At 67.7% G+C, this 19,096-nt stretch carries 14 protein-coding genes and 1 riboswitch; of the genes, 8 read left to right on the top strand and 6 right to left on the bottom strand.

All coding sequences use genetic code 11. The annotated features are described in order from the left end of the window. Positions 1–78: 78 nt before the first annotated feature. The 4 genes from ACVOME_RS05870 to ACVOME_RS05855 all read right to left on the bottom strand — a co-directional run bounded on the left by ACVOME_RS05870 (position 79) and on the right by ACVOME_RS05855 (position 5,414). Positions 79–969, bottom strand: a complete 891-nt coding sequence (locus ACVOME_RS05870) for an alpha/beta fold hydrolase (protein ID WP_053518424.1) — start codon at positions 967–969, stop codon at positions 79–81. Between the two features lie 61 nt (positions 970–1,030). Further along, positions 1,031–2,047, bottom strand: a complete 1,017-nt coding sequence (locus ACVOME_RS05865; RefSeq protein WP_008264841.1) for a 3-oxoacyl-ACP synthase III — start codon at positions 2,045–2,047, stop codon at positions 1,031–1,033. A 103-nt stretch (positions 2,048–2,150) separates the two neighbouring features. Further along, positions 2,151–2,468, bottom strand: coding sequence for a DUF4156 domain-containing protein (locus ACVOME_RS05860; RefSeq protein ID WP_053518422.1), 318 nt, complete (start codon positions 2,466–2,468; stop codon positions 2,151–2,153). A 96-nt stretch (positions 2,469–2,564) separates the two neighbouring features. After that, the gene (locus tag ACVOME_RS05855) at positions 2,565–5,414 is read right to left on the bottom strand and encodes a M16 family metallopeptidase (RefSeq protein ID WP_053518421.1); all 2,850 of its coding nucleotides are present in this window, start codon (positions 5,412–5,414) and stop codon (positions 2,565–2,567) included. A gap of 415 nt (positions 5,415–5,829) precedes the next feature. Between ACVOME_RS05855 and ACVOME_RS05850 the strand changes: the two genes are divergently transcribed. Beyond that, positions 5,830–6,306, top strand: a complete 477-nt coding sequence (locus tag ACVOME_RS05850; RefSeq protein ID WP_065182052.1) for an XAC0231 family protein — start codon at positions 5,830–5,832, stop codon at positions 6,304–6,306. A 69-nt stretch (positions 6,307–6,375) separates the two neighbouring features. Continuing rightward, on the top strand, positions 6,376–6,855 hold the full coding sequence (locus tag ACVOME_RS05845) for a tRNA (cytidine(34)-2'-O)-methyltransferase (protein WP_061479351.1): 480 nt from the start codon (positions 6,376–6,378) through the stop codon (positions 6,853–6,855). A gap of 141 nt (positions 6,856–6,996) precedes the next feature. Here the strand turns inward: ACVOME_RS05845 and ACVOME_RS05840 are convergent, their stop codons facing one another. Continuing rightward, positions 6,997–8,160 carry an acyl-CoA dehydrogenase family protein gene (locus ACVOME_RS05840; RefSeq protein WP_322523090.1) on the bottom strand — a complete coding sequence of 388 codons (1,164 nt, stop codon included), beginning with the start codon at positions 8,158–8,160 and terminating at the stop codon, positions 6,997–6,999. Between the two features lie 256 nt (positions 8,161–8,416). On the opposite strand from ACVOME_RS05840, the gene ACVOME_RS05835 reads away from it, so the two are divergent. Both ACVOME_RS05835 and ACVOME_RS05830 read left to right on the top strand, forming a co-directional pair. Continuing rightward, positions 8,417–10,093 carry an electron transfer flavoprotein-ubiquinone oxidoreductase gene (locus ACVOME_RS05835; RefSeq protein WP_128989300.1) on the top strand — a complete coding sequence of 559 codons (1,677 nt, stop codon included), beginning with the start codon at positions 8,417–8,419 and terminating at the stop codon, positions 10,091–10,093. A 65-nt stretch (positions 10,094–10,158) separates the two neighbouring features. Beyond that, positions 10,159–10,560, top strand: coding sequence for a c-type cytochrome (locus ACVOME_RS05830; protein WP_053518416.1), 402 nt, complete (start codon positions 10,159–10,161; stop codon positions 10,558–10,560). On the opposite strand, the gene ACVOME_RS05825 is transcribed toward ACVOME_RS05830, so the two are convergent. Beyond that, positions 10,554–14,156: an ATP-binding protein gene (locus ACVOME_RS05825; protein ID WP_481504825.1), complete on the bottom strand. Its 3,603-nt coding sequence runs from the start codon at positions 14,154–14,156 to the stop codon at positions 10,554–10,556. The genes ACVOME_RS05830 and ACVOME_RS05825 overlap by 7 nt on opposite strands. A gap of 75 nt (positions 14,157–14,231) precedes the next feature. On the opposite strand from ACVOME_RS05825, the gene ACVOME_RS05820 reads away from it, so the two are divergent. The 4 genes from ACVOME_RS05820 (at position 14,232) to ACVOME_RS05805 (ending at position 19,088) form a co-directional block, all read left to right on the top strand. Beyond that, a complete protein-coding gene (locus ACVOME_RS05820) occupies positions 14,232–14,870 on the top strand; it encodes a response regulator (protein ID WP_053518414.1) in 639 nt (212 codons plus the stop codon). A 188-nt stretch (positions 14,871–15,058) separates the two neighbouring features. Next, positions 15,059–15,442 (top strand): glycine zipper 2TM domain-containing protein, encoded by a 384-nt coding sequence (locus ACVOME_RS05815; RefSeq protein ID WP_074902303.1) that lies wholly within the window; start codon positions 15,059–15,061, stop codon positions 15,440–15,442. Positions 15,443–15,565: 123 nt separating this feature from the next. After that, complete coding sequence (locus ACVOME_RS05810; protein WP_481504824.1) at positions 15,566–16,690, top strand: phosphotransferase enzyme family protein; 1,125 nt, start codon at positions 15,566–15,568, stop codon at positions 16,688–16,690. Positions 16,691–16,733: 43 nt separating this feature from the next. After that, a riboswitch (TPP riboswitch) is annotated at positions 16,734–16,828 on the top strand. A gap of 70 nt (positions 16,829–16,898) precedes the next feature. Then, complete coding sequence (locus ACVOME_RS05805) at positions 16,899–19,088, top strand: TonB-dependent receptor (RefSeq protein ID WP_262100937.1); 2,190 nt, start codon at positions 16,899–16,901, stop codon at positions 19,086–19,088. The last annotated feature ends 8 nt before the right edge of the window (positions 19,089–19,096 follow it).

Genomic DNA, 19,096 nt, shown 5'->3' with positions numbered 1-19,096 from the left:
CCCGTTTCCGGCACGGAAGGGCTCTGACCCCCTGTACGACAACGCCGGGCATGGCCCGGCGCTACCGAGGGGATCCGATCAGATCGGGTTCGCGTCCAGGAAGGCGCGGATCTCCGGCACCAGCACCTCGTGCTTGTCTTCCAGCACGTAGTGGCCCGCGTCCTTGAAGGCATGCACCTGGGCCTGCGGCAGCGCCGCCTGGAAGCCCTGCAGGAAATGGTGGTCGAACACGAAGTCGCGCAGGCCCCAGCCTATGAAGGCCGGGCGATCGGCAAACGACGGCAGCGCCTTGCCTGCACGCTCCAGCAGCGACCACGCCTTGTCGGCCGGGCCCAGCGGAATGTCCTGCATGAAGCGGATGGTGCTGATGCGGTTGGCATAGCTGTTGTACGGCGATACATACGCGCGGCGCACGTCGGCGGGCATCTTCCGCTCAACGCCCAGCCACGATGCGCCGGCGGAGAAGGCATTGAAGGTGCGGATGATCCACTCGCCGATCTTCCAGTGCCGTCCGAGCGCGATCTGCCACGGCATCTTCTTCGCTGCCGGCATCGGGAACGCGGCGGTGTTGAGCACCACCAGCCGCTTGACCTGCGCGTGGTGCGACAGCGCCCAGCCAAAGCCGATCATGCCGCCCCAGTCGTGCACGGCCAGGGTCACCGGGCCGGTGATGCCCAGGTGCCTGAGCAGCGCATCCAGGTCATCCACGCGCGATTGCAGCGTGTACGCATAGCCACGGTCATCGGGCTTGTCCGACAGGCCCATGCCGATGTGGTCGGGCACGATGCAACGGTACTTGTCCGACAGGCCGGCCACCAGCGTGCGCCAGTAATAGCTCCACGACGGATTGCCGTGCACCATCACCACCACCTCACCGTCGCGCGGGCCCTCGTCGAGATAGTTCATCGACAGGCCAGGGCGGACCTCGAAGCGTTGGGGATGGGCGGGGTAACCGGGAAGCTTGGACATCGGGTCGCACCTGTAAAAAGGGCCGGTAGTACCGGCCCCAGGATTCAACGCAGGGGTCTGTTTACCAGACCACTTCGGCCATCGAGCAGTTCAGGCCCGAGCCGATGCCCAGAAGCGCGATGCGATCACCCTTCTTCAGCTTGCCCAGCTGCTTGAGCTTGCTCAGCACGATCGGTACCGACGCCGGGCCGATGTTGCCGTGCTCGCCGAAGATGGTCATGACCTTCTTCGGGTCGATGCCGAAGTTCTTGATGAACGCTGCGGTGTGCGGCTGGCTGACCTGGTGGATGACGAACTGGTCCAGTTCTTCCACCGCCCAGCCCAGCGCGATCTTGGCCGCAGTGAAGGTCTTCTGCGCCAGCTTGATGCCTTCGATCAGCAGCAGGCGGGTGTCGGTCACCATGCGGTCCAGGTTGCCCAGGCACAGCTGGTTCCATTCGGTCGCCGAACGGGTGACGCCGCCCTTGTAGCGCGGGGCATCCGGCACCAGTTCCGAGCGCGCCATCACCATGGCGGCAGCGCCCGAACCGGTGGTCAGCGCCGCCAGTTCGTTGCGGAAATCGTCGGCGGTGACGTCCGGCGCGGTCATGCGCTCCAGCGTCTTCTCGTACACCAGGTTGGCGGTTTCGCCATCCACCACCAGCGCATAGTCGATGTCACCGCGCTCGATCATGCGCGCTGCGATGTCCATGCCGTTGATGAAAGCCAGGCAGGCATTTGCGACATCGAACGTCATGCATTCGTCGCTGACACCCAGATTGCCCGAGACGATGGAGGCCGTGGACGGCTCCAGGTAGTCGCGGCTGACCGAGGTATTGACCAGCAGGCCGACCTGGGTGGCTTCGATGCCGGCATCTTCCAGTGCCTTGCGACCGGCCATGGTGGCCGCGTCCGAGGCCAGCACGCCGTTGTCCCACAGGCGGCGGGCGTGGATGCCGGCGATATCGCCGAGCACGTCGGTGCGGATGCCCAGCCGGTCCAGCGTCGGCTGCAGGCGTTCGTTGATTTCCTTCGTCGTCAGCGTATGAGGCGCATCGACGTGTGCCAGGCCGGCGATCGAGACATTCTTGAAGAGCATCGAGGTTAGCGCCAAGGCTCAGGCAAAAGGGGGCGCTATTCTATAACCCCCCGGGCCTTCACCGCATCTTTACGAATTCAGGCTTGCCCGTATGGTGAAGGATTCAGCGCGGCGGGCACTGGAAGGCGGCAAAGCGCTGGCTGCCATCGGCCGGCGGTGCGGCGGCCTGTACGGCATTGGCGCCGGCGCTGGGGGCCTCGTTGCGGGCCAGCGTTTCCAGTTCTTCCTGCACGCGCAGCGGGTTGCGGTTGTAGAAGCCGACCTTGCTCTTCACGGTGACCACCACCTCGCCCTTGGTGATGCAGCCGGTGGGCGCCGGCCCGGCCGGCAGCACGCGGACGGTCTTCCCGGCCGGTTCGATCGGCACCCAGGTACAGGCGGTGACGGTGAGCAGCAGGGAGGAAAGCAGCAGAACGCGCATGGGCAGATCCTGGAAGGGTATGAGGGGATTCTGCCTGAACCGCCTGAATCGAGGGTAGCCGGGAGGCCTGCCCGCCGTGGCGGGCAGGCCTGTCCCTTACTTCTTGACCGGCTTGCCTTCGGCATCCAGCACGGTCACCTCGCCCAGGTTCAGCGCGCGCACGGCCGCCTCGGTCTGCTTGAGGTCGCCCACCACCACCCAGGTCAGCGCCTGCGGCTTGATCTCGGCCGCAGCCTGCTGCACCTGGGCCGGCGTCATCGCCTCGATCTCGGCCTTGCGACGCAGCACATAGTCATCCGGCCGCTTGAACTGCACGATGCTGCTGATGGTCGCGGCCACCGCACTGGCGGTCTCATAGGCGCCCGGCAGGCTCAGCGTCTGGATGTTGCGGATGCGGTTGACCTCGGCAGCGGTGGCCGGCTTGCTGCCCGTGCTGAACTCGACGATTTCCTTCTGCATCTCGGCCAGCGCCGGGCCGGTCTTGTCGATCTGCACGGGGGCACTGGCCGCCCACGGCCGCTGTCCGACCGAGTTCGGCGCACTGCTGCGCGCGCCATAGGACCAGTGCTTGTCCTCGCGCAGGTTCATGTTCAGGCGCGAGGTGAAGTCACCGCCGATCACACCGTTGGCGATATCGAAGCGGGTCGAGCTGGCGTCACTGGACGGCGGCACCACCTGGCCGGCGAACAGGTTTGCCTGCACCGCACCCGGCTGATCGATCAGGAACACGCGCGGGCCCTTCGGCAGCGCCACATCGGTGGCCGCCTTCACCTGCGGCGCATCGCCCGTGGCCTTCCAGTCGCCCAGCTGCTTGTCCAGCAGGGGCACGATCTCGGCCAGCGTGGTATCGCCAACCACGATCAGGGTGCCATCCTGCGGGCGCAGCCAGTCGCGGTGGAAGTCGACCAGATCCTCGCGGGTGAGGCTGCTGATGGCCGCTTCATCGCCGCTGCCAGTGAACGGAATGGCGTACGGATGGCCTTTGCCGTACAGCAGCGGCGGCAGCACGCGCATGGCCACCGCGTTCGGGTTGACCTTCTCCTGCTGGATGCCGGCGATCCAGGTGGCCTTGACCCGGTCGATCTCGGCCTGTTCGAAGCGCGGCTCGCGCAGCAGATCGCGGTACAGGGCCAGCGATGGCACCAGGTTCTCCTTCAGTGCCGACAGGTCCACGGTCACCGAATCCAGGCCGGCACCGGCGTCCAGGCTGGCACCCAGCGCATCGGCGGCATCGGCGAAGGCCAGCGAGCCGAGCTTGCCGGCGCCTTCGGTCATCAGGTTCATGGTGAAGTTGGCGGTGCCCGGCTTGCGGCCCTGGTCGGCGGTGAAGCCACCCGGGAACTGGTAGCTGAACTGCACCACCGGAATCTCGTGGCGCTCGGCCAGCACCACCTGGGTGCCGTTCTTCAGCGTGGCGCGCTGCAGGGCGGGGAACTTCAGCTGCGGGAATTCACGGGTCTGCGGCACGCCGGCCTTGCGGTCCACCTGCTCCGGCAGAGTGCTGTACTTCGGGTCCACCGCCGGCACGTTGAACGGCTTCGGCGCCTGTGAGGGATCTTCCTTCAGCGCCACGCGCTCGCCCGGTTCGACCACCAGCGTGTGGCTGCCGACGTCCAGCCACTGTGCGCCCAGGCGCTTCAGGTCGGCCGCGGTCGCCTTGTCGATGTTGGCCAGCGACGTGCGGAAGCAGCCCGGGTCGCCGGTGTAGACCGCGCATTCGGCCAGTGCGTCGGCCTTGCCACCGAAACCACCGATGCGCTCGATGCCGCGGATGAACGCTGCGCGCGAGCCGGTCTTGGCACGCGCCAGCTCGTCGGCCGTGGGGCCCTCCTTGATCAACCGGTCCAGTTCTTCGTCGATGATCTTCTCGACCTTGGCCGGATCCTGGCCCTGCTTCACCGTGGCCATGACGATGAAGTTGGAACCCAGCTGCGAGGCGTAGGCGCCGGCGCTGATGTTGTCCACCAGCTTGTCCTGGTGCTGCAGTCGCTGGCTCAGGCGCGAGGACTTGGCGCCGCCGAGCACATAGGCCAGCAGCTGCAGCTGGTCGACGTCGGTGGTGCCGACCTGCGGCACGTTCCAGGCGCGGTAGATGCGCGACTGCGGCACCTTGTCGGTCATCGTCTCGCGGGTGTCGGCCGGGCGCTTGGCCACGTCGACCTTCGGCTGCGCCATGCTCGGACCGGCCGGGATGCTGCCGAAGTAACGGGCCACCTTCTCCTTGGCGGTGGCCACGTCGATATCGCCCGCCAGCACCAGCACCGCGTTGTTCGGGCCATACCAGGTGCGGAACCAGGTCTTGACGTCATCCAGCGAGGCCGCGTTGAGGTCGTTCATCGAGCCGATCACGCTGTGGTGATACGGGTGGCCGGCCGGGTACATCGCACGGTTGAGCTTCTCCCAGGCCTGGCCGTAGGGCTGGTTCTCGCCCTGGCGCTTCTCGTTCTGCACCACGCCACGCTGCTCGTCCAGCGCCGCCTGGTCGATCGCACCGAGCAGATGGCCCATGCGGTCCGACTCCATCCACAACGCCATGTCCAGCGCGGTGGTCGGCACGTTCTCGAAGTAATTGGTGCGATCGGTATTGGTGGTGCCGTTCTGGCCGGTGGCACCCACCTGCTTGAACGGTTCGAAATACTCGCCGTCGTGGTTTTCGCTGCTCTGGAACATCAGGTGTTCGAACAGGTGGGCGAAACCGGTGCGGCCCGCAGGCTCGTCCTTGCTGCCGACGTGATACCAGACGTTGACCGCCACGATCGGCGCCTTGCGATCGGTATGCACGATCACGCGCAGCCCGTTGGGCAAGGTGAACTGCTCGAACGGAATATCGACCTTGGCCGGCGTGACCGTCTTGGCCGCCAGTGCAGGAGTGGGCGCGAGCGTGCCCAGGGCAGTGCTGAGGGCAACAGCGAGCAGTGCAGCACGCGGGCGCAGGGCGAGAGACATTTCCGGATCCTTGGTCACGTTGGTGAAGCCCGATCCTAGCGCGCCCATCCGGGGCCCGGAATCCGCCAGCAGTCACTGGGGGTGTTTGCCCCCGTAGCCGTTCAGGGCCTTGTCGGCGGCCCCCGACAGCAGTCACGTCTCCCCCGCCCCTGCGTCCGGACAGTGTCCGCGCCCCCTCGGATGGACAGGTGTCCGCCCCGCGGACACTTTCCGACGGGAGAAAAACCCTTTCAAATCAATGATTAAAAGTTGGCACGGGGTTTGCTTGGTACTTCCTGCGCCAAGAAGGGCTTCAGACAAAAGCTGACTGAAGACTGAACAAATGCAAGAAATCGAAAATTTCCCTTGCATCCCCCGAATTGGTGTTCTACCTTACTACCACACCACCGCTCAACAACACTAAACAGGCCCCGTCATGAACGCCAAGACCATTGCCATCGCCATCGCCCTGATCGCCGGCACCGCGGTTGTTTCGTCGGTGCAGGCCTCCGAATCCATCAAGACCCTGGCCACCGTGCAGGTTCGCCCGGCCGCCGACCAGCTGGCCCAGCAGGCCTGGGAACAGGCCAGCGGCATTCCGACCCTGGCCACCGTGGAAGTGCGCCCCAGCGCCGACCAGCTGGCCGAACGCGACGGCTTCACCGCCGCCCCCGTCGCCGCCGCCCTGCCGATCACCACCCTGGCCGCGGTGGAAGTGCGCCCGAGCCTGGAACAGCGCGTCGCCCTGGCCGCCGAACTGGAAGCACAGCGCTACGCCGCCACCCTGGCCGCCGCCGCCACCAGCGTCGCCAACCAGGTGATCGTCAACCTGCCGACCCTGCAGGTGCGTCCGAGCGCGGCCGACCTGCAGGCCCTGGCCACCGAAACCGCCCAGGTCCTGCTGCGCCCGTAAGCGGTGCCGCCCTGCCCCGCGCAGGGCGCGCGCCGTAAAGCAGGCCGCCGTCGCAGGTACACTGCGCCGATGAATGCCGCACCCCAGTTCCACGTGATCCTGTTCCAACCGGAAATCCCGCCCAACACGGGCAATGTGATCCGGCTCTGCGCCAACACCGGCGCGCAGCTGCACCTGGTCGAGCCACTCGGCTTCGCACTGGAAGACAAGCAGCTCAAGCGCGCCGGCCTGGACTACCACGAGTACTCGCGCCTGCAGGTGCATCCGGATCTGGACACCGCGCTGGCGCGGATCGCACCGAATCGGTTGTTCGCACTCAGTACCCGCGCCAGCGTGCGCTACGACAGCGTGGCCTTTGAAGAGGGCGACGCCTTCCTGTTCGGCCCGGAAAGCCGCGGCCTGCCGCAGGACGTGCTCGATGCACTGCCGGATGGCCGCCGCCTGCGCCTGCCGATGCGGCCGGACAACCGCAGCCTCAATCTTTCCAACACCGTTGCCGTGGTGATGTATGAAGCCTGGCGGCAGCACGGGTTTGCCGGCGGCGCGTGAGAGGAAGCAGCCGAGCATGGGCTCGGCTCTACACGTACGTGTGACCTGCTTATGGTGGGTGCGGACCTTGGTCCGCACCGATGCCCGGATGCGCGCCGAAGAAATGTGCCGACCAAGGTTGGCACCCACCGGAACCCGCTGTCAGAACGCGTTGATGCCGGTCAGCTCGCGGCCGATCACCAGCTGGTGCACGGTCTCGGTGCCTTCATAGGTGATCACCGATTCGAGGTTCAGCGCGTGCCGGATCGCCACGTGTTCGGTGGTGATGCCAGCCCCACCGAGCAGATCGCGACACTCGCGGGCGATGTCGATGGCCATGCGGCAGTTGTTCCACTTGGCCAGGCTGACCTGCTGCGGCTGCAGCTGGCCGGCTTCCTTCAGCCGGCCCAGTTGCAGGGCCAGCAGCTGGGCGGTGGTGATGCGGCGGGCCATTTCCGCCAGCTTGATCTGCGCGCTCTGGGTGGCGGCCAGCGGGCGGCCGAACAGCACGCGCTCCTTGGCGTAGCCCAGCGCTTCATCCAGGCAGGCGATGGCCGCGCCGATCGGGCCCCAGCTGATCCCGTAACGCGCCTGGGTCAGGCACCCGAGCGGCCCCTTCAGGCCTTTCACGTTGGGCAGGCGGTGGCTGTCGGGCACGCGCACATCGTCGAAGAACAGCGCGCCGGTCAACGAGGCGCGCAGGCTCATCTTGTGCTTGATCTCCTGCGTGGTGAAGCCGGCCATGCCCTTCTCCAGCACGAAGCCCTGGATGCCGTCCTCGGTCTGTGCCCAGACGATGGCCAGATCGGCCACCGGGCCGCTGGTGATCCACATCTTGCTGCCGCTGATGCGCCAGTCACTGCCGTCGCGCACGGCGCGGGTCTTCATGCTGGCCGGGTCGGAACCCCCATGCGCCTCGGTCAGGCCGAAGCAGCCGATCAGCTCGCCGCGCGCCATCGCCGGCAGCCACTGCTGGCGCTGTTCCTCGCTGCCATAGGCGTAGATCGGGTACATGCACAGCGAGCTTTGCACCGAGACGAAGCTGCGCAGGCCCGAATCGCCGCGCTCCAGCTCCTGGCAGATCAGGCCATAGCTGACCGCGCCGAGGCCACCGCCACCGTATTCGGCCGGCAGTGTCGCGCCCAGCAGGCCCAGCGATGCGATCTCCGGTACCAGTTCGGCCGGGAAGCGCGCCTGGTCGAAGGCATCGCCGATGATCGGCAGCACGCGCTCGTCGGTGAAACGCGCCACGCTGTCCTGTACTGCGCGCTCTTCCTCGCTGAGCAGGGAACGGACATCGAACAGGTCGTACGGATCCAGGGCCATGGCACTCACACGCAGTCGGGACCGGGCCATTGTCGGTCATCCGGGAAGCGCGTGCCGACCAAGGTCGGCTCCCATCCGGCTGCGGGCGTACGCTGCACTGCAGCAATCACGACGTGAACATCGGCGATCTAGCTCGATCACGCCCGTCCCGGTACCCTGACACATTCAAACAACCGTTTCGCCGTGGCTGCACGCGCGATTTCCAGGCAACCGCCGGTGGCCCTGCTACCGGCACTACCCACGAGTCATGCAATCGATGAGCGCTGAAGCCAACGCCCTGCCCCCGCGTGAAGTAATGGAGTTCGACGTGGTGATCGTCGGTGCCGGCCCAGCCGGGCTGGCCACCGCGATCCGCCTGCGCCAGCGTGCGATCGAAGCCGGCCGCGAACTGTCGGTGTGCGTGCTGGAGAAGGGCTCCGAGCCCGGTGCACATGTTCTGTCCGGCGCGGTGATGGACCCGCGCGCCCTGACCGAACTGTTCCCGGACTGGGCCGAGCGCGGCGCACCCCTGAAGCAGAAGGTCACCCGCGACGAATTCCTGTTCCTCAGTGAAACCGGGTCGCGCAGCACGCCCAATGCGCTGCTGCCGGAGTGCTTCCACAACGAAGGCAACTACATCATCAGCCTGGGCGAAGTGACCCGCTGGCTGGCGCAGCAGGCCGAGGCGCTGGAAGTGGCGATCTTCCCCGGCTTCGCCGCCGCCGAAGTGCTGTACGGCGACAACGGCGAAGTGATCGGCGTGGCCACCGGCGACATGGGCATCGAGAAGGACGGCAGCATCGGCCCGGCCTTCGAGCGCGGCATGGCGCTGCATGCGAAGTACACGGTCTTCGCCGAAGGCGCGCGCGGCCACCTCGGCCGCCAGCTGATCGCCCGCTACAAGCTGGACGAAGGCAAGGACCCGCAGGCCTACGGCATCGGCATCAAGGAACTGTGGCAGATCGACCCGGCCAGGCATGAGCCGGGCCTGGTGGTGCACGCCGCCGGCTGGCCGCTGGACAGCGACACCTACGGCGGCGCGTTCCTCTACCACGCCGACGGCGGCAAGGTCGCCATCGGCTACGTGGTCGGCCTGGACTACAAGAACCCCTGGCTGAGCCCGTTCGAGGAATTCCAGCGATTCAAGACCCATCCGCAGATCCGCAAGCACCTGGAAGGCGGTACCCGCATCGGCTACGGCGCGCGTGCGATCACCGCCGGCGGCCTGCTGTCGCTGCCGAAGACGGTGTTCCCCGGTGGCGCGCTGGTCGGTTGCGAGGCCGGTTATCTCAACGCCAGCCGCATCAAGGGCAGCCACGCCGCGATCAAGACCGGCATGCTGTGCGCCGACGCCGCGTTCGACGCGCTGGCCGCCGATCGCCAGCACGATGAACTGAGCGCCTATCCGCAGGCCTTCGAAGCCAGCTGGCTGTTCACCGAACTGCAGCAGGCCAAGAACTTCAAGCAGTGGTTCAAGAAGGGCCAGACCGTGGCCACGCTGATGACCGGCGTGGAGCAGTGGCTGCTGCCGAAGCTGGGCGTGCGCAACCCGCCGTGGACGCTGCACCGTACGCAGCCGGACCACGCCTGCCTGGAGCCGGCGGCCCAGCACACCCGCATCAGCTACCCGAAGCCGGACGGGGTGCTGACCTTCGACCGTCTCAGTTCGGTGTTCCTGAGCAGCACCAACCACGACGAGAACCAGCCCAGCCACCTGACCCTTAAAGATCCGAGCATTCCGGTGAAGGTGAACCTGGCCGAGTACGCCGGCCCGGAAGCGCGCTACTGCCCGGCCGGCGTGTACGAGTTCGTTGGCGAAGCCGACAACGCACGCCTGCAGATCAACGCGCAGAACTGCGTGCACTGCAAGACCTGCGACATCAAGGATCCCACCCAGAACATCGTCTGGGTGACCCCGCAGGGCGGCGGCGGCCCGAACTACTCGGGCATGTGACCGCAGGGGGCTGCGACCGCGTGTCGCAGCCCGGCCCGCGGCGGCCACGGCTATCCTCTCCGCCCATGCGTGCCTTCCGTCTGCTCCCTGCCCTCGTCCTGCTGCTGGCGTGCAGCGGCTGCCAGCGCACGGCCACGCCACCGGCCACACCTGAGCAGGCGCGACAACAGGCGATGCAGCGCGCGTTCGAACTGTGTGCGGGCTGCCACACGGTGCAGGCCGGTGGCATCCACCGGTTCGGCCCCAACCTGCACGGTGTGATCGGACGCCGCGCTGGCAGCCTGCCCGACTATGGCTATTCGCAGGGCATGCGCCGGGCCGATATCGTCTGGACCGCGCAGACCCTGGATGCCTTCCTGCAGTCACCAACGCAGCAGGTGCCCGGCACGCGCATGTACAACGCGTTTCCCAGCGCCGAACGACGTGCGCTGGTGATCGCTTACCTGCAGCAGCAGTCTGCTCAGTGAGACAGCCCCTGCAGCTGCTGCTGCAGGCGTGACAGGAACGCCTGGACTTCGGCGAACAACGGCGCGCTGTCCACTTCTCCGGCGTCTTCCAGGCGTTCGACCAGGGCATTGGCCTGCGTTGCCAGCGCATGCGCACCCACCGCCCCGAGCCCCCCGGCCTGGCGATGCAGGTGCAGGGCGGCGGCCTCGCGGTCGCCCGCCTGCCCCGCACCCGGCACCGCCGCGATATACACATCGCTGGCCAGCAGCAGGGTGGCGGCCCGCAGCACGGCGACCGCAAGCGAACCGAAGCGCCGCTGCAGGCCCGCCAGGTCCAGCGATGCGTCGCCCTCCACCGCTGCGGACGACTCGGCGGTCGCCTCCGGTGCCACGGACGCCTGCGGCAGCCATCGCATCAACGCCGCGCGCAGCGTAGCCAGCGACAACGGCTTGGCCAGCACCTCATCCATGCCGGCCTCGCGGCAACGTCGCGCGTCGTCGTCCAGCACGCTGGCCGTCAATGCCAGTACCGGCATGCGCGCCTGGCCCTGGCGGCCTTCGCGCTCGCGCAGCAGGCGGGTGAACGCAAAGCCATCGAGAACCGGCATGCGGCAATCGGTGATCACCAGGTCGAAGCGTTCCGACGCCAACCGGTCCAGCGCCTGCTGGCCATCACTCACCAGCACGTGCGGAAGGCCCAGCTGCTGCAGCCGCCAGGCCATCATCGCCTGGTTGGTCGGATGATCCTCGATCACCAGCACGCGGCTCTGGCGCAGCGCGGTCGGCAGCAGCGCCGCCTGCTCGTGCTCGCTCGCCAGCACGGCGACGTCCTCGATGCCGGCTTCCACCAGCGACAGACGGACCTCCGCGCGGGTGCCCTCGCCGAGCGTGCTCTGCAGGGTCAACGTGCCGTCCATCATCTGCACCAGCCGCTGGCAGATGCTCAGGCCCAGGCCGGTTCCGCCGTGGTCGCGCTGGATGTATGCACCGGCCTGGGTGAACGGCGCGAAGAGGTGCTGCAGCTGTTCCGGCGCGATGCCCATGCCGGTATCGATGACGCTCAGGCACAACGGCTGACTGCCATCGGCGGTGGTCGGCCCGAGCACCTCCAGCCGCAGCCACACATCGCCCTGCGCGGTGAACTTGATGGCATTGCTGAGCAGGTTGAAGACGATCTGCCGCAGGCGCACGCCATCCACTTCATGCGCCGCAGCCAGCTGCGGATCGATCTGCACGTGCAGGGTCAGGCCACGCGCGCTGGCCTGCGCCGACATCAGCCGGCACACGCCTTCCAGCAGCGTCCGCAGTGACAATGGCACCGGTTCCAGGCGCAGCGCGCCGGCTTCGATGCGCGAGTAGTCGAGGATGTCATCGAGGATCTGCCGCAGCATCTGTGCAGAATCCTCGATCACGGCAAGGATGCGCTGCTGTTCTGCATCCAGCGGCGAGTGCGCCAGCACTTCCAGCATGCCCAGTACACCGCTCATCGGCGTGCGGATCTCATGACTCATCGTGGCCAGGAAGCGTGATTTGGCCTCGGCCGCCTGTTCCGCCTCGATCTTGGCCGCCGCCAGCGCATCGGCCTGTACGCGTGCCTGGGTCACGTCCACCCAGTAGCCGCTCCAGGTGACGGCGCCGGCCTCGGTGGCGTAAGGGTGAGCCTGGCTGCGTACCCAGCGCGCGGGCGTGCCGTCATCACCCGGCAGCAGGCGGAACTCGAAGGCCAGCGGCGCGAACTGGCGGGCCGCCTGGTCGATGGCCTGCAGCACGGCCTGGCGGTCGGTGTCCTCGATCCGCGCCAGCAGCGCCTGCGCATCCTGCTCGGCACGCTGCCGCGGAATGCCGAACAGTGCCTGCAGGTCGCCGGCGATGAAGGGGAAGGCCAGGCTGCCGTCCGCGTCGCGACGTGCCTGGTAGACCACCGCAGGCAGATTGTCGGTGACCTCGGCCAGGCGCTGCTCCAGATGGCGGCGACCGGCCACCTCCCGGCGCAGCCGCCAGTGACCGACGCCATGCACCACCGCCCCGGTCAGCAGCACCAGCAGCAGCGGAAGCCCCCAATGCAGCACGGCGTCCCAGTCCATGCCACTGCGATATTCCACGGCCAGCCAGTCGCCCCGCAGCGCCTCATGCTCCCGCGGTGACATCTGCAGCAGCAGGCGGTCGAAGGTGGTCGCCAGGGCGGCATGGCGACGGTCGACAGCCAGCGCCAGCTGGTCGCCGAATCCGGCCGGCGCAAGGATCTGCAGACGGCCCGGGAAGCGGTTGCGCAACAGGTGATCGACCAGGACCAGGTTGCCCACGTAGGCATCGGCCTCGCCATTGGCCAATCGCTGCAACGCCTGCTCGCCACTGCGCGCGGGAATGATCTTTGCCCGTGGCGCCTGCTGCAGCACGTAGCCGCGCAGGCGTTCCGGGTCGGACAGCAGCACGCGCTTGCCCTGCAGATCGGCCAGCCCCAGGATCGCCGGGCTGTCGCGCGTGCCGACGATCACGCTCGGCACGCTGATGAAGGGCTGGCTGAACACCCAGTCCGGCCCCAGGTAGCGCGAATCGGTGGGAATGCCCATCACCGCCTGCACCTCACCCTGCAGCGCCTTCTCGCGCACCTCGAACCAGTCGTGGCTGGTTTCCACCTCCAGGTTGGCGCCGACCTGGATCAGCCGCCGCAGGTACTCGCTGGTCAGGCCGCTGGGCTGGCCGTCGTCGTCGGTGAACGAAAGCGGCGCGGCATTGGGCGCGAAGGTGATCTTCAACGGCTGCTGCAGCACGCGCTTTTCGGCCTGGCTCAGGGCCAGCTGCGCCGACGCGGACCATTCCGGAGGCCGCAGCCAGCGCTGGGCCAGCGCGTCCCGCTGCGCCTGGCTGGTGGCAGCCAGCGCAAGATCCAGTGCCTCGGCCAGCGGTTGCTTGCTGTTGGGGACGCCGAAGTGCGCCCGCTCCGGCGGCAGATCGCTGGGCCGCAGCAGCACCACTCCCTTCAGCTGATGGGCCGCGATCAGCTCGGTGGCGACATAGGCATTACCGATATAGACGTCGGCCTTGTCGTCTCTGACCATCTGCAACGCCGCCAAAGTGCCATTTGCGACAAGTTGTCGAGCGCGTGGAAATCGTGCACGCACCTGCGGTGCGGTCAGGAAATCCTGCTCGATCACGACGCGCAGTCCGTCAAGATCCGGCATCTCCGAAGCACGCAGGTCTCCAGGTCGTCCGACCACCGCCAGCGGCGCTTCGACATAGGCCGAGGTGTAGACCATGCAACGGGTTCGGTCGGCACTCAGGCCGATGTTCATGACCACATCGATCTCGCCCCGGCATGCCGCGTCCAGCACGGATGTCCAGTCCGGATAGCGGCGTGCCTCGACTTTCACGCCCAAACGACGAGCCAAAAGCGACAAGTAGTCCGGTCCCAGGCCGACCTGCTGGCCTTCGTGGATCGACTCGAAAGGGGGCCAACCGCTGTCATACTGCCCGACGACGATGCGAGGGTGCGCGGTCAGGTATTCGCGTTGCAGGGGACTCAACGGCAATGGGCCGGGCGCGAGTTGCGCCCAAGCGACGGCAGGACCCAACATGGCCAGCAGCAGGACCCGCCCGCGAACAGCCCAGCTACGCATCGGCGTTGATCTCCTAGAATCCTGCCAGGAGCCGCGATGGTCGCGGTCCGGCGTGCCCGGTGGTCATACTAGAGCATGAGCTTGCGCATCATCATCGCAGACGACCACCCCGTGGTCCGTATCGGAACCCGCGCCGTCATCGAGTCCAGCGGCGTTGGCCAGGTCGTCGGTGAAGCCGACAGCGCCCAGGCGCTGATGGCGCTGCTGACCAGCCAGCCATGCGACCTGCTGGTCACCGACTATTCGATGCCCGGCAGTCCCCAGGCCGATGGCTTCGCCATGATCGGCATGATCCGGCGCCGCCATCCCGACCTCAAGGTGCTGATGCTCAGCGTTTCCAGCAACCTGGCGATCCTGCGCATGGTGCTCGACAGCGGCGTGCTCGGCCTGGTCGACAAGAGTTCGTCGATGGACGAGCTGCCGCAGGCGATCCAGGCGGTGAACCGCGGCCAGCTCTATATCAGCCGCAGCCTGCGCGAGCGGGTCGAGGCCGCCGGCAGCTGGCGCATGCGCGAGGGCGACGGCAAACCGCTGTCGCCGCGCGAACTGGAAGTGCTGCGGTTGCTCGGCACCGGCATGACGGTGAAGGAGATCTCGGTGCAGCTGCACAAGAGCGTCAGCACCATCAGCCGGCAGAAGGGCGATGCGATGCTGAAGCTGGGCCTGAAAGGCGATGCGGAGCTGTTCGACTATCTGCGTGACGGCAAAATCTGAATCCTGTCCATCCGGCCATTGAACTTTCAGGCAGGCTTCATGCCGTCTGACGCTAGATGAATACGCACGCCGCCCAGTGGCCCACGCAATGTTCCGGCAATCTCCGGGCGCCAGCGTGGTCACTACGGCAGCCAGGGCGCCCGCGCCCTCCCTGCCCACCGTGGCATGCCCCTACAGGAGAACCGAACATGCTCAGTACTTCCGCTCTCAGCTTCCGTGGCGTGGCGATGGCCCTGGCCCTGCTGGCCGGTGTCGCCGTGGTCAGCGACGCCAGCGCCATGTCGAGGAAGGACAAGCGCACCGTCGTCGGTGCGGTGGTGGGCGGCGTCGCCGGCCACCTGATCTCCAATGGCGATCCGGCCGCCACCGTCGGCGGTGCCGTGGCCGGCGGCGCGATCGGCAACCTGACCACCCCGGACCGCCACGACCGTCGTTATGACCGCCGCTACGACCGCGGCTACCAGCGCGGCTACGACCGAGGCTATGGCTATCGGGACCGCGGTCATGACCGCCGCTGGCGCGACAGCGACCGCCGCTACTACCACGACCGCGGTCGCCACCGCGGCTGGTAACCCTCGCCGGCACTGCCCGGCATCACCGGCAACGGGCGGGTCGATGACCCGCCCGTTTGCGTCCGGACCGTCCATGGCGTTGAATGCGCAGCCCTGGATGACTCCTTTGCCCCCGGCCCCCGCATGACCTCCACCGCCCACCGCGTGCAGGGCCTCAACAACGATGAGGTCGCTGCCGACTGGCCCGCGATCGATGCAGCCGAGGTTGCCTGGCTGACCCGCCGTTATCCGGTGCTGGACGCGGACAGCGCCCTGCGTTGGCACAGCCCCCGGCCGTTGTCGGCCGCCGCGCTGGCCGAGGGTACCCGCGGTCGGGTGTTCATCAAGCGCCACCACCGCAGCGTGCGCAGTGCCGCCTGCCTGCAGGAGGAACACCGCTTCATCGCCCATCTGGACGCTGCCGGCGTGCCGGTGGTGAAGGTTCTGCCCACCGCCGGAGGCGACAGCGCCATCGAGCATGGGCCGTGGACCTATGAACTGCATTCACCGGGGGTGGGTGACGATCTGTACCGCGACGCCGCCTCCTGGACGCTGCTGACGGACACCGCACGGGCGCGTTCTGCCGGACGCATGCTGGCCCAGCTGCATCAGGCCGCCGCCAGCTACCACGCCCCGCAGCGCAGCACGCATGTCCTGGTGGCACGCGACGAGCTGATCCGCGCCGCCGACCCCATCGGCGCGCTGGAAGCGGGTCTTCCCGACCGCCCGGGACTGGCGCGCTACCTGGCACGCATTCCGTGGCAGGCGCAGCTGCGCCGCGACGTCCTGCCCTGGCATGCCGGCCTGGCCGAGCGCCTGTCCGCGGAGCCGCCGCTGTGGGCGCACAACGACTGGCATGTGTCCAACCTGCTGTGGCGCGGCGACGACGTCAGCACCGTGCTGGATTTCGGCCTCACCTCACCCACCAGCGCGCTGTTCGACCTGGCCACCGCGATCGAGCGCAATGCGGTGGCCTGGCTGGAGCTGGAGCGGGGCCATGAGGCGGTGCGCATCGACATCGCGCTGGCGCTGCTCGACGGCTACCGCGAAGTGCTGCCGTTGTCGGCCACCCGCCTGCACCTGCTGGCGGACCTGCTGCCGATGGTCCACTTCGACTTCGCACTGTCCGAAGTGGAGTACTTCGAAGGCATCACCGGCTCGACGGCGAACGCCGATGTCGCCTGGTATCCCTTCATGCTGGGCCATGCCGCGTGGTTCGCCAGCGCACCCGGCCAGGCCCTGCTGCAGGCGCTGCATGCCGCCGCCTGAAGGGCATCGGCTCGCAAATCCCTGCCATCTGTAGTGAAATAGCGGCCTGAAGCGGGGGTGCCTGGATCTGCAGGCTGAGAGAGTCCCTTGGAACCTGATCCGGTTTGCACCGGCGTAGGGAGCTTTGAGCCGCAGCCACACCCCCGTTCCGGGCCGGTGCACCTGCGCGCCGTCGCTTCGTCTCCCCTGTTGTCCGAAGACGAATCGAATGAACCGCTGCCTGCGTCCCACCCTGCTCGCTCTCGCCCTCTGTGCCGCGCTGCCGCTGCATGCCAGCGAGGCTGGAGCCTCCCCCGACGTGACAGCCGACAGCGGCGAACGTTCGCCCACCGAGCTGGCAGCGGTCCGCGTGCAGGCCGGCAGGCCGGCGGCCGACAGCGCGCGGGTCAGTGCATTCGGCGCCGGCTCCTGGAAGGACACCCCGGCCTCGGTGAACGTGCTCGAACGCGACTACCTCGACCGTCGACAGGTGCGCTCGTTGTCCGAACTGGCCAGCAATGACGCCTCGCTCGGTGATGCCTACGCGCCGGTGGGCTACTACCAGAACGTCGCCATCCGCGGCTTCGCGCTCGATGCCGCCACCGGCTACCGCTTCAACGGCCTGGCCATCGCCGGCGAGCAGCGGTTGGCGCTGGAGAACGTGCAGGCGGTGGAGATCCTGAAGGGTGAGGCCGGCCTCGCCGCGGGGGTGATGGCACCCGGCGGCATCATCAACTACATCGGCAAGCGCCCGGCGGAAGTGCGCACGGCTACCCTTGGCACCGATTCGGAAGGCTCGCGCTATGCCGCCGTCGATGTCGGCCACTGGATCACGCCGCGTTTCGGCATCCGCCTCAATGCCGCCTGGGAGGGCAGCGAGTCCTACGTCGAGCACGCCGACGGCCGCCGCAACTTCTATTCGCTTGCAGCGGACTGGCTGATCGGCGAGCGCGGCAAGCTGGAAGTGGACGCCAACTACCAGACCAGTTCGCAGCGCTCGGTGTCCGGTTACCAGCTGCTGGGCGCACGGGAGCTGCCTCGTGGCGTCGACCGCGAGCACCTGCTGGGCTATCAGCCGTGGCAGCGCCCGGTGGAGATCGCCAGCACCAACATCACCGCCGTACACACCTACGACTTCAACGAGCGCTGGCAGTCGCGGCTGTCGGTGGGCCACAGCCGCTCGGTGATCGACGACAATGTCGCCTTCGCCTATGGCTGCTACTACGCCGACGCATGCGCTGACGGCAGCGTGCCCGGCAACTACTTCGCCCCCAACGGCGACTACGACATCTACGACTACCGCAGTCCGGACGATACGCGCCGCAACCAGCAGGCGCGCGCCGAGCTGCGTGGCCGCTTCGACACCGGCAGCGTCGGCCACCAGCTGACGGTCGGCGCCGACACGTTCCGCCGCACGGTGGACAGGCGACCGAGCGTCAACGAGTACGTAGGCAGCAGCAACATCCACGACACGCAGGTGCCGGTGTACGAGCCCTCGCCGCTGATGCCCGGCCCGTCCGCACGGCGTCTGGACAGCCGCCAGACCGCCGTGTTCGCGCTGGACCGCATGCAGTTCGGCGATGACTGGCAGTGGCTGGCTGGTGGCCGCTTCGTCCGCCTGGACGAGCGCGCCTACGACAAGCGCGGCACGCCGCAGCGGCACAGCCGGCTGTCGCGCTTCCTGCCGCAGACCGCGCTGGTATGGAAGGCCACCGACCAGCTCAATGCGTACGCCAGTTATGTGCGCGGCATTGCGCTGGGCCAGGAGGCACCGTTCTGGACCTCCAACGCCGATGCCTTCCTGCCGGCGGTGCAGTCACGGCAGCTGGAAGCCGGCGTCAAGTACGTGCCAGCTGCCTCGCTCACCCTGGGCGCCGCGCTGTTCCGCATCTCGCAGCCCTACCAGTACGCCATGCCGGATGACAGCGATGCCGGTTACACCTTCGTCGAGCGCGGCACGCAGACCCATACCGGCCTGGAGCTGACCGCCAACGGCCAGCTGACCGATGCGCTGCAGATCGTCGCCAGCGCCAGCGTGCTGCAGGCGCGTGCACGCGATACCGGCACGCCGGGCCAGGAAGGCCATCAGCTGGTGAACGTGCCGAAGGTGCGTGCCAGTGTGCATCTGGCCTACGCACTGCCGTTCGTGCAGGGCCTGGATGTCACCGGTGGCTGGCGCTATGCCGCCGCCAATGTGGCCCGTGCCGACGGCGGCGTGCGTGCGCCGGACTATTCGGTGTTCGATGCCGGCCTGCGCTTCCGCCACCGCGTGCATGAGCGCGCCGTGACCTGGAACCTGTCGGTGGACAACGTGTTCAACCGCTTCTACTGGCGCGACACCGGCAGCAGCGGCGGTGACTACTACCTGTTCCCCGGCGCACCGCGACAGGCACGCCTGTCGGTGACGTTCGCGCTGTGAGCGGCGCC

The organism is Stenotrophomonas sp. STEN008 (assembly GCF_056760435.1).
Note: the sequence above shows the minus strand (reverse complement) of the source record. Positions and strands in the feature narration are given on the sequence as shown.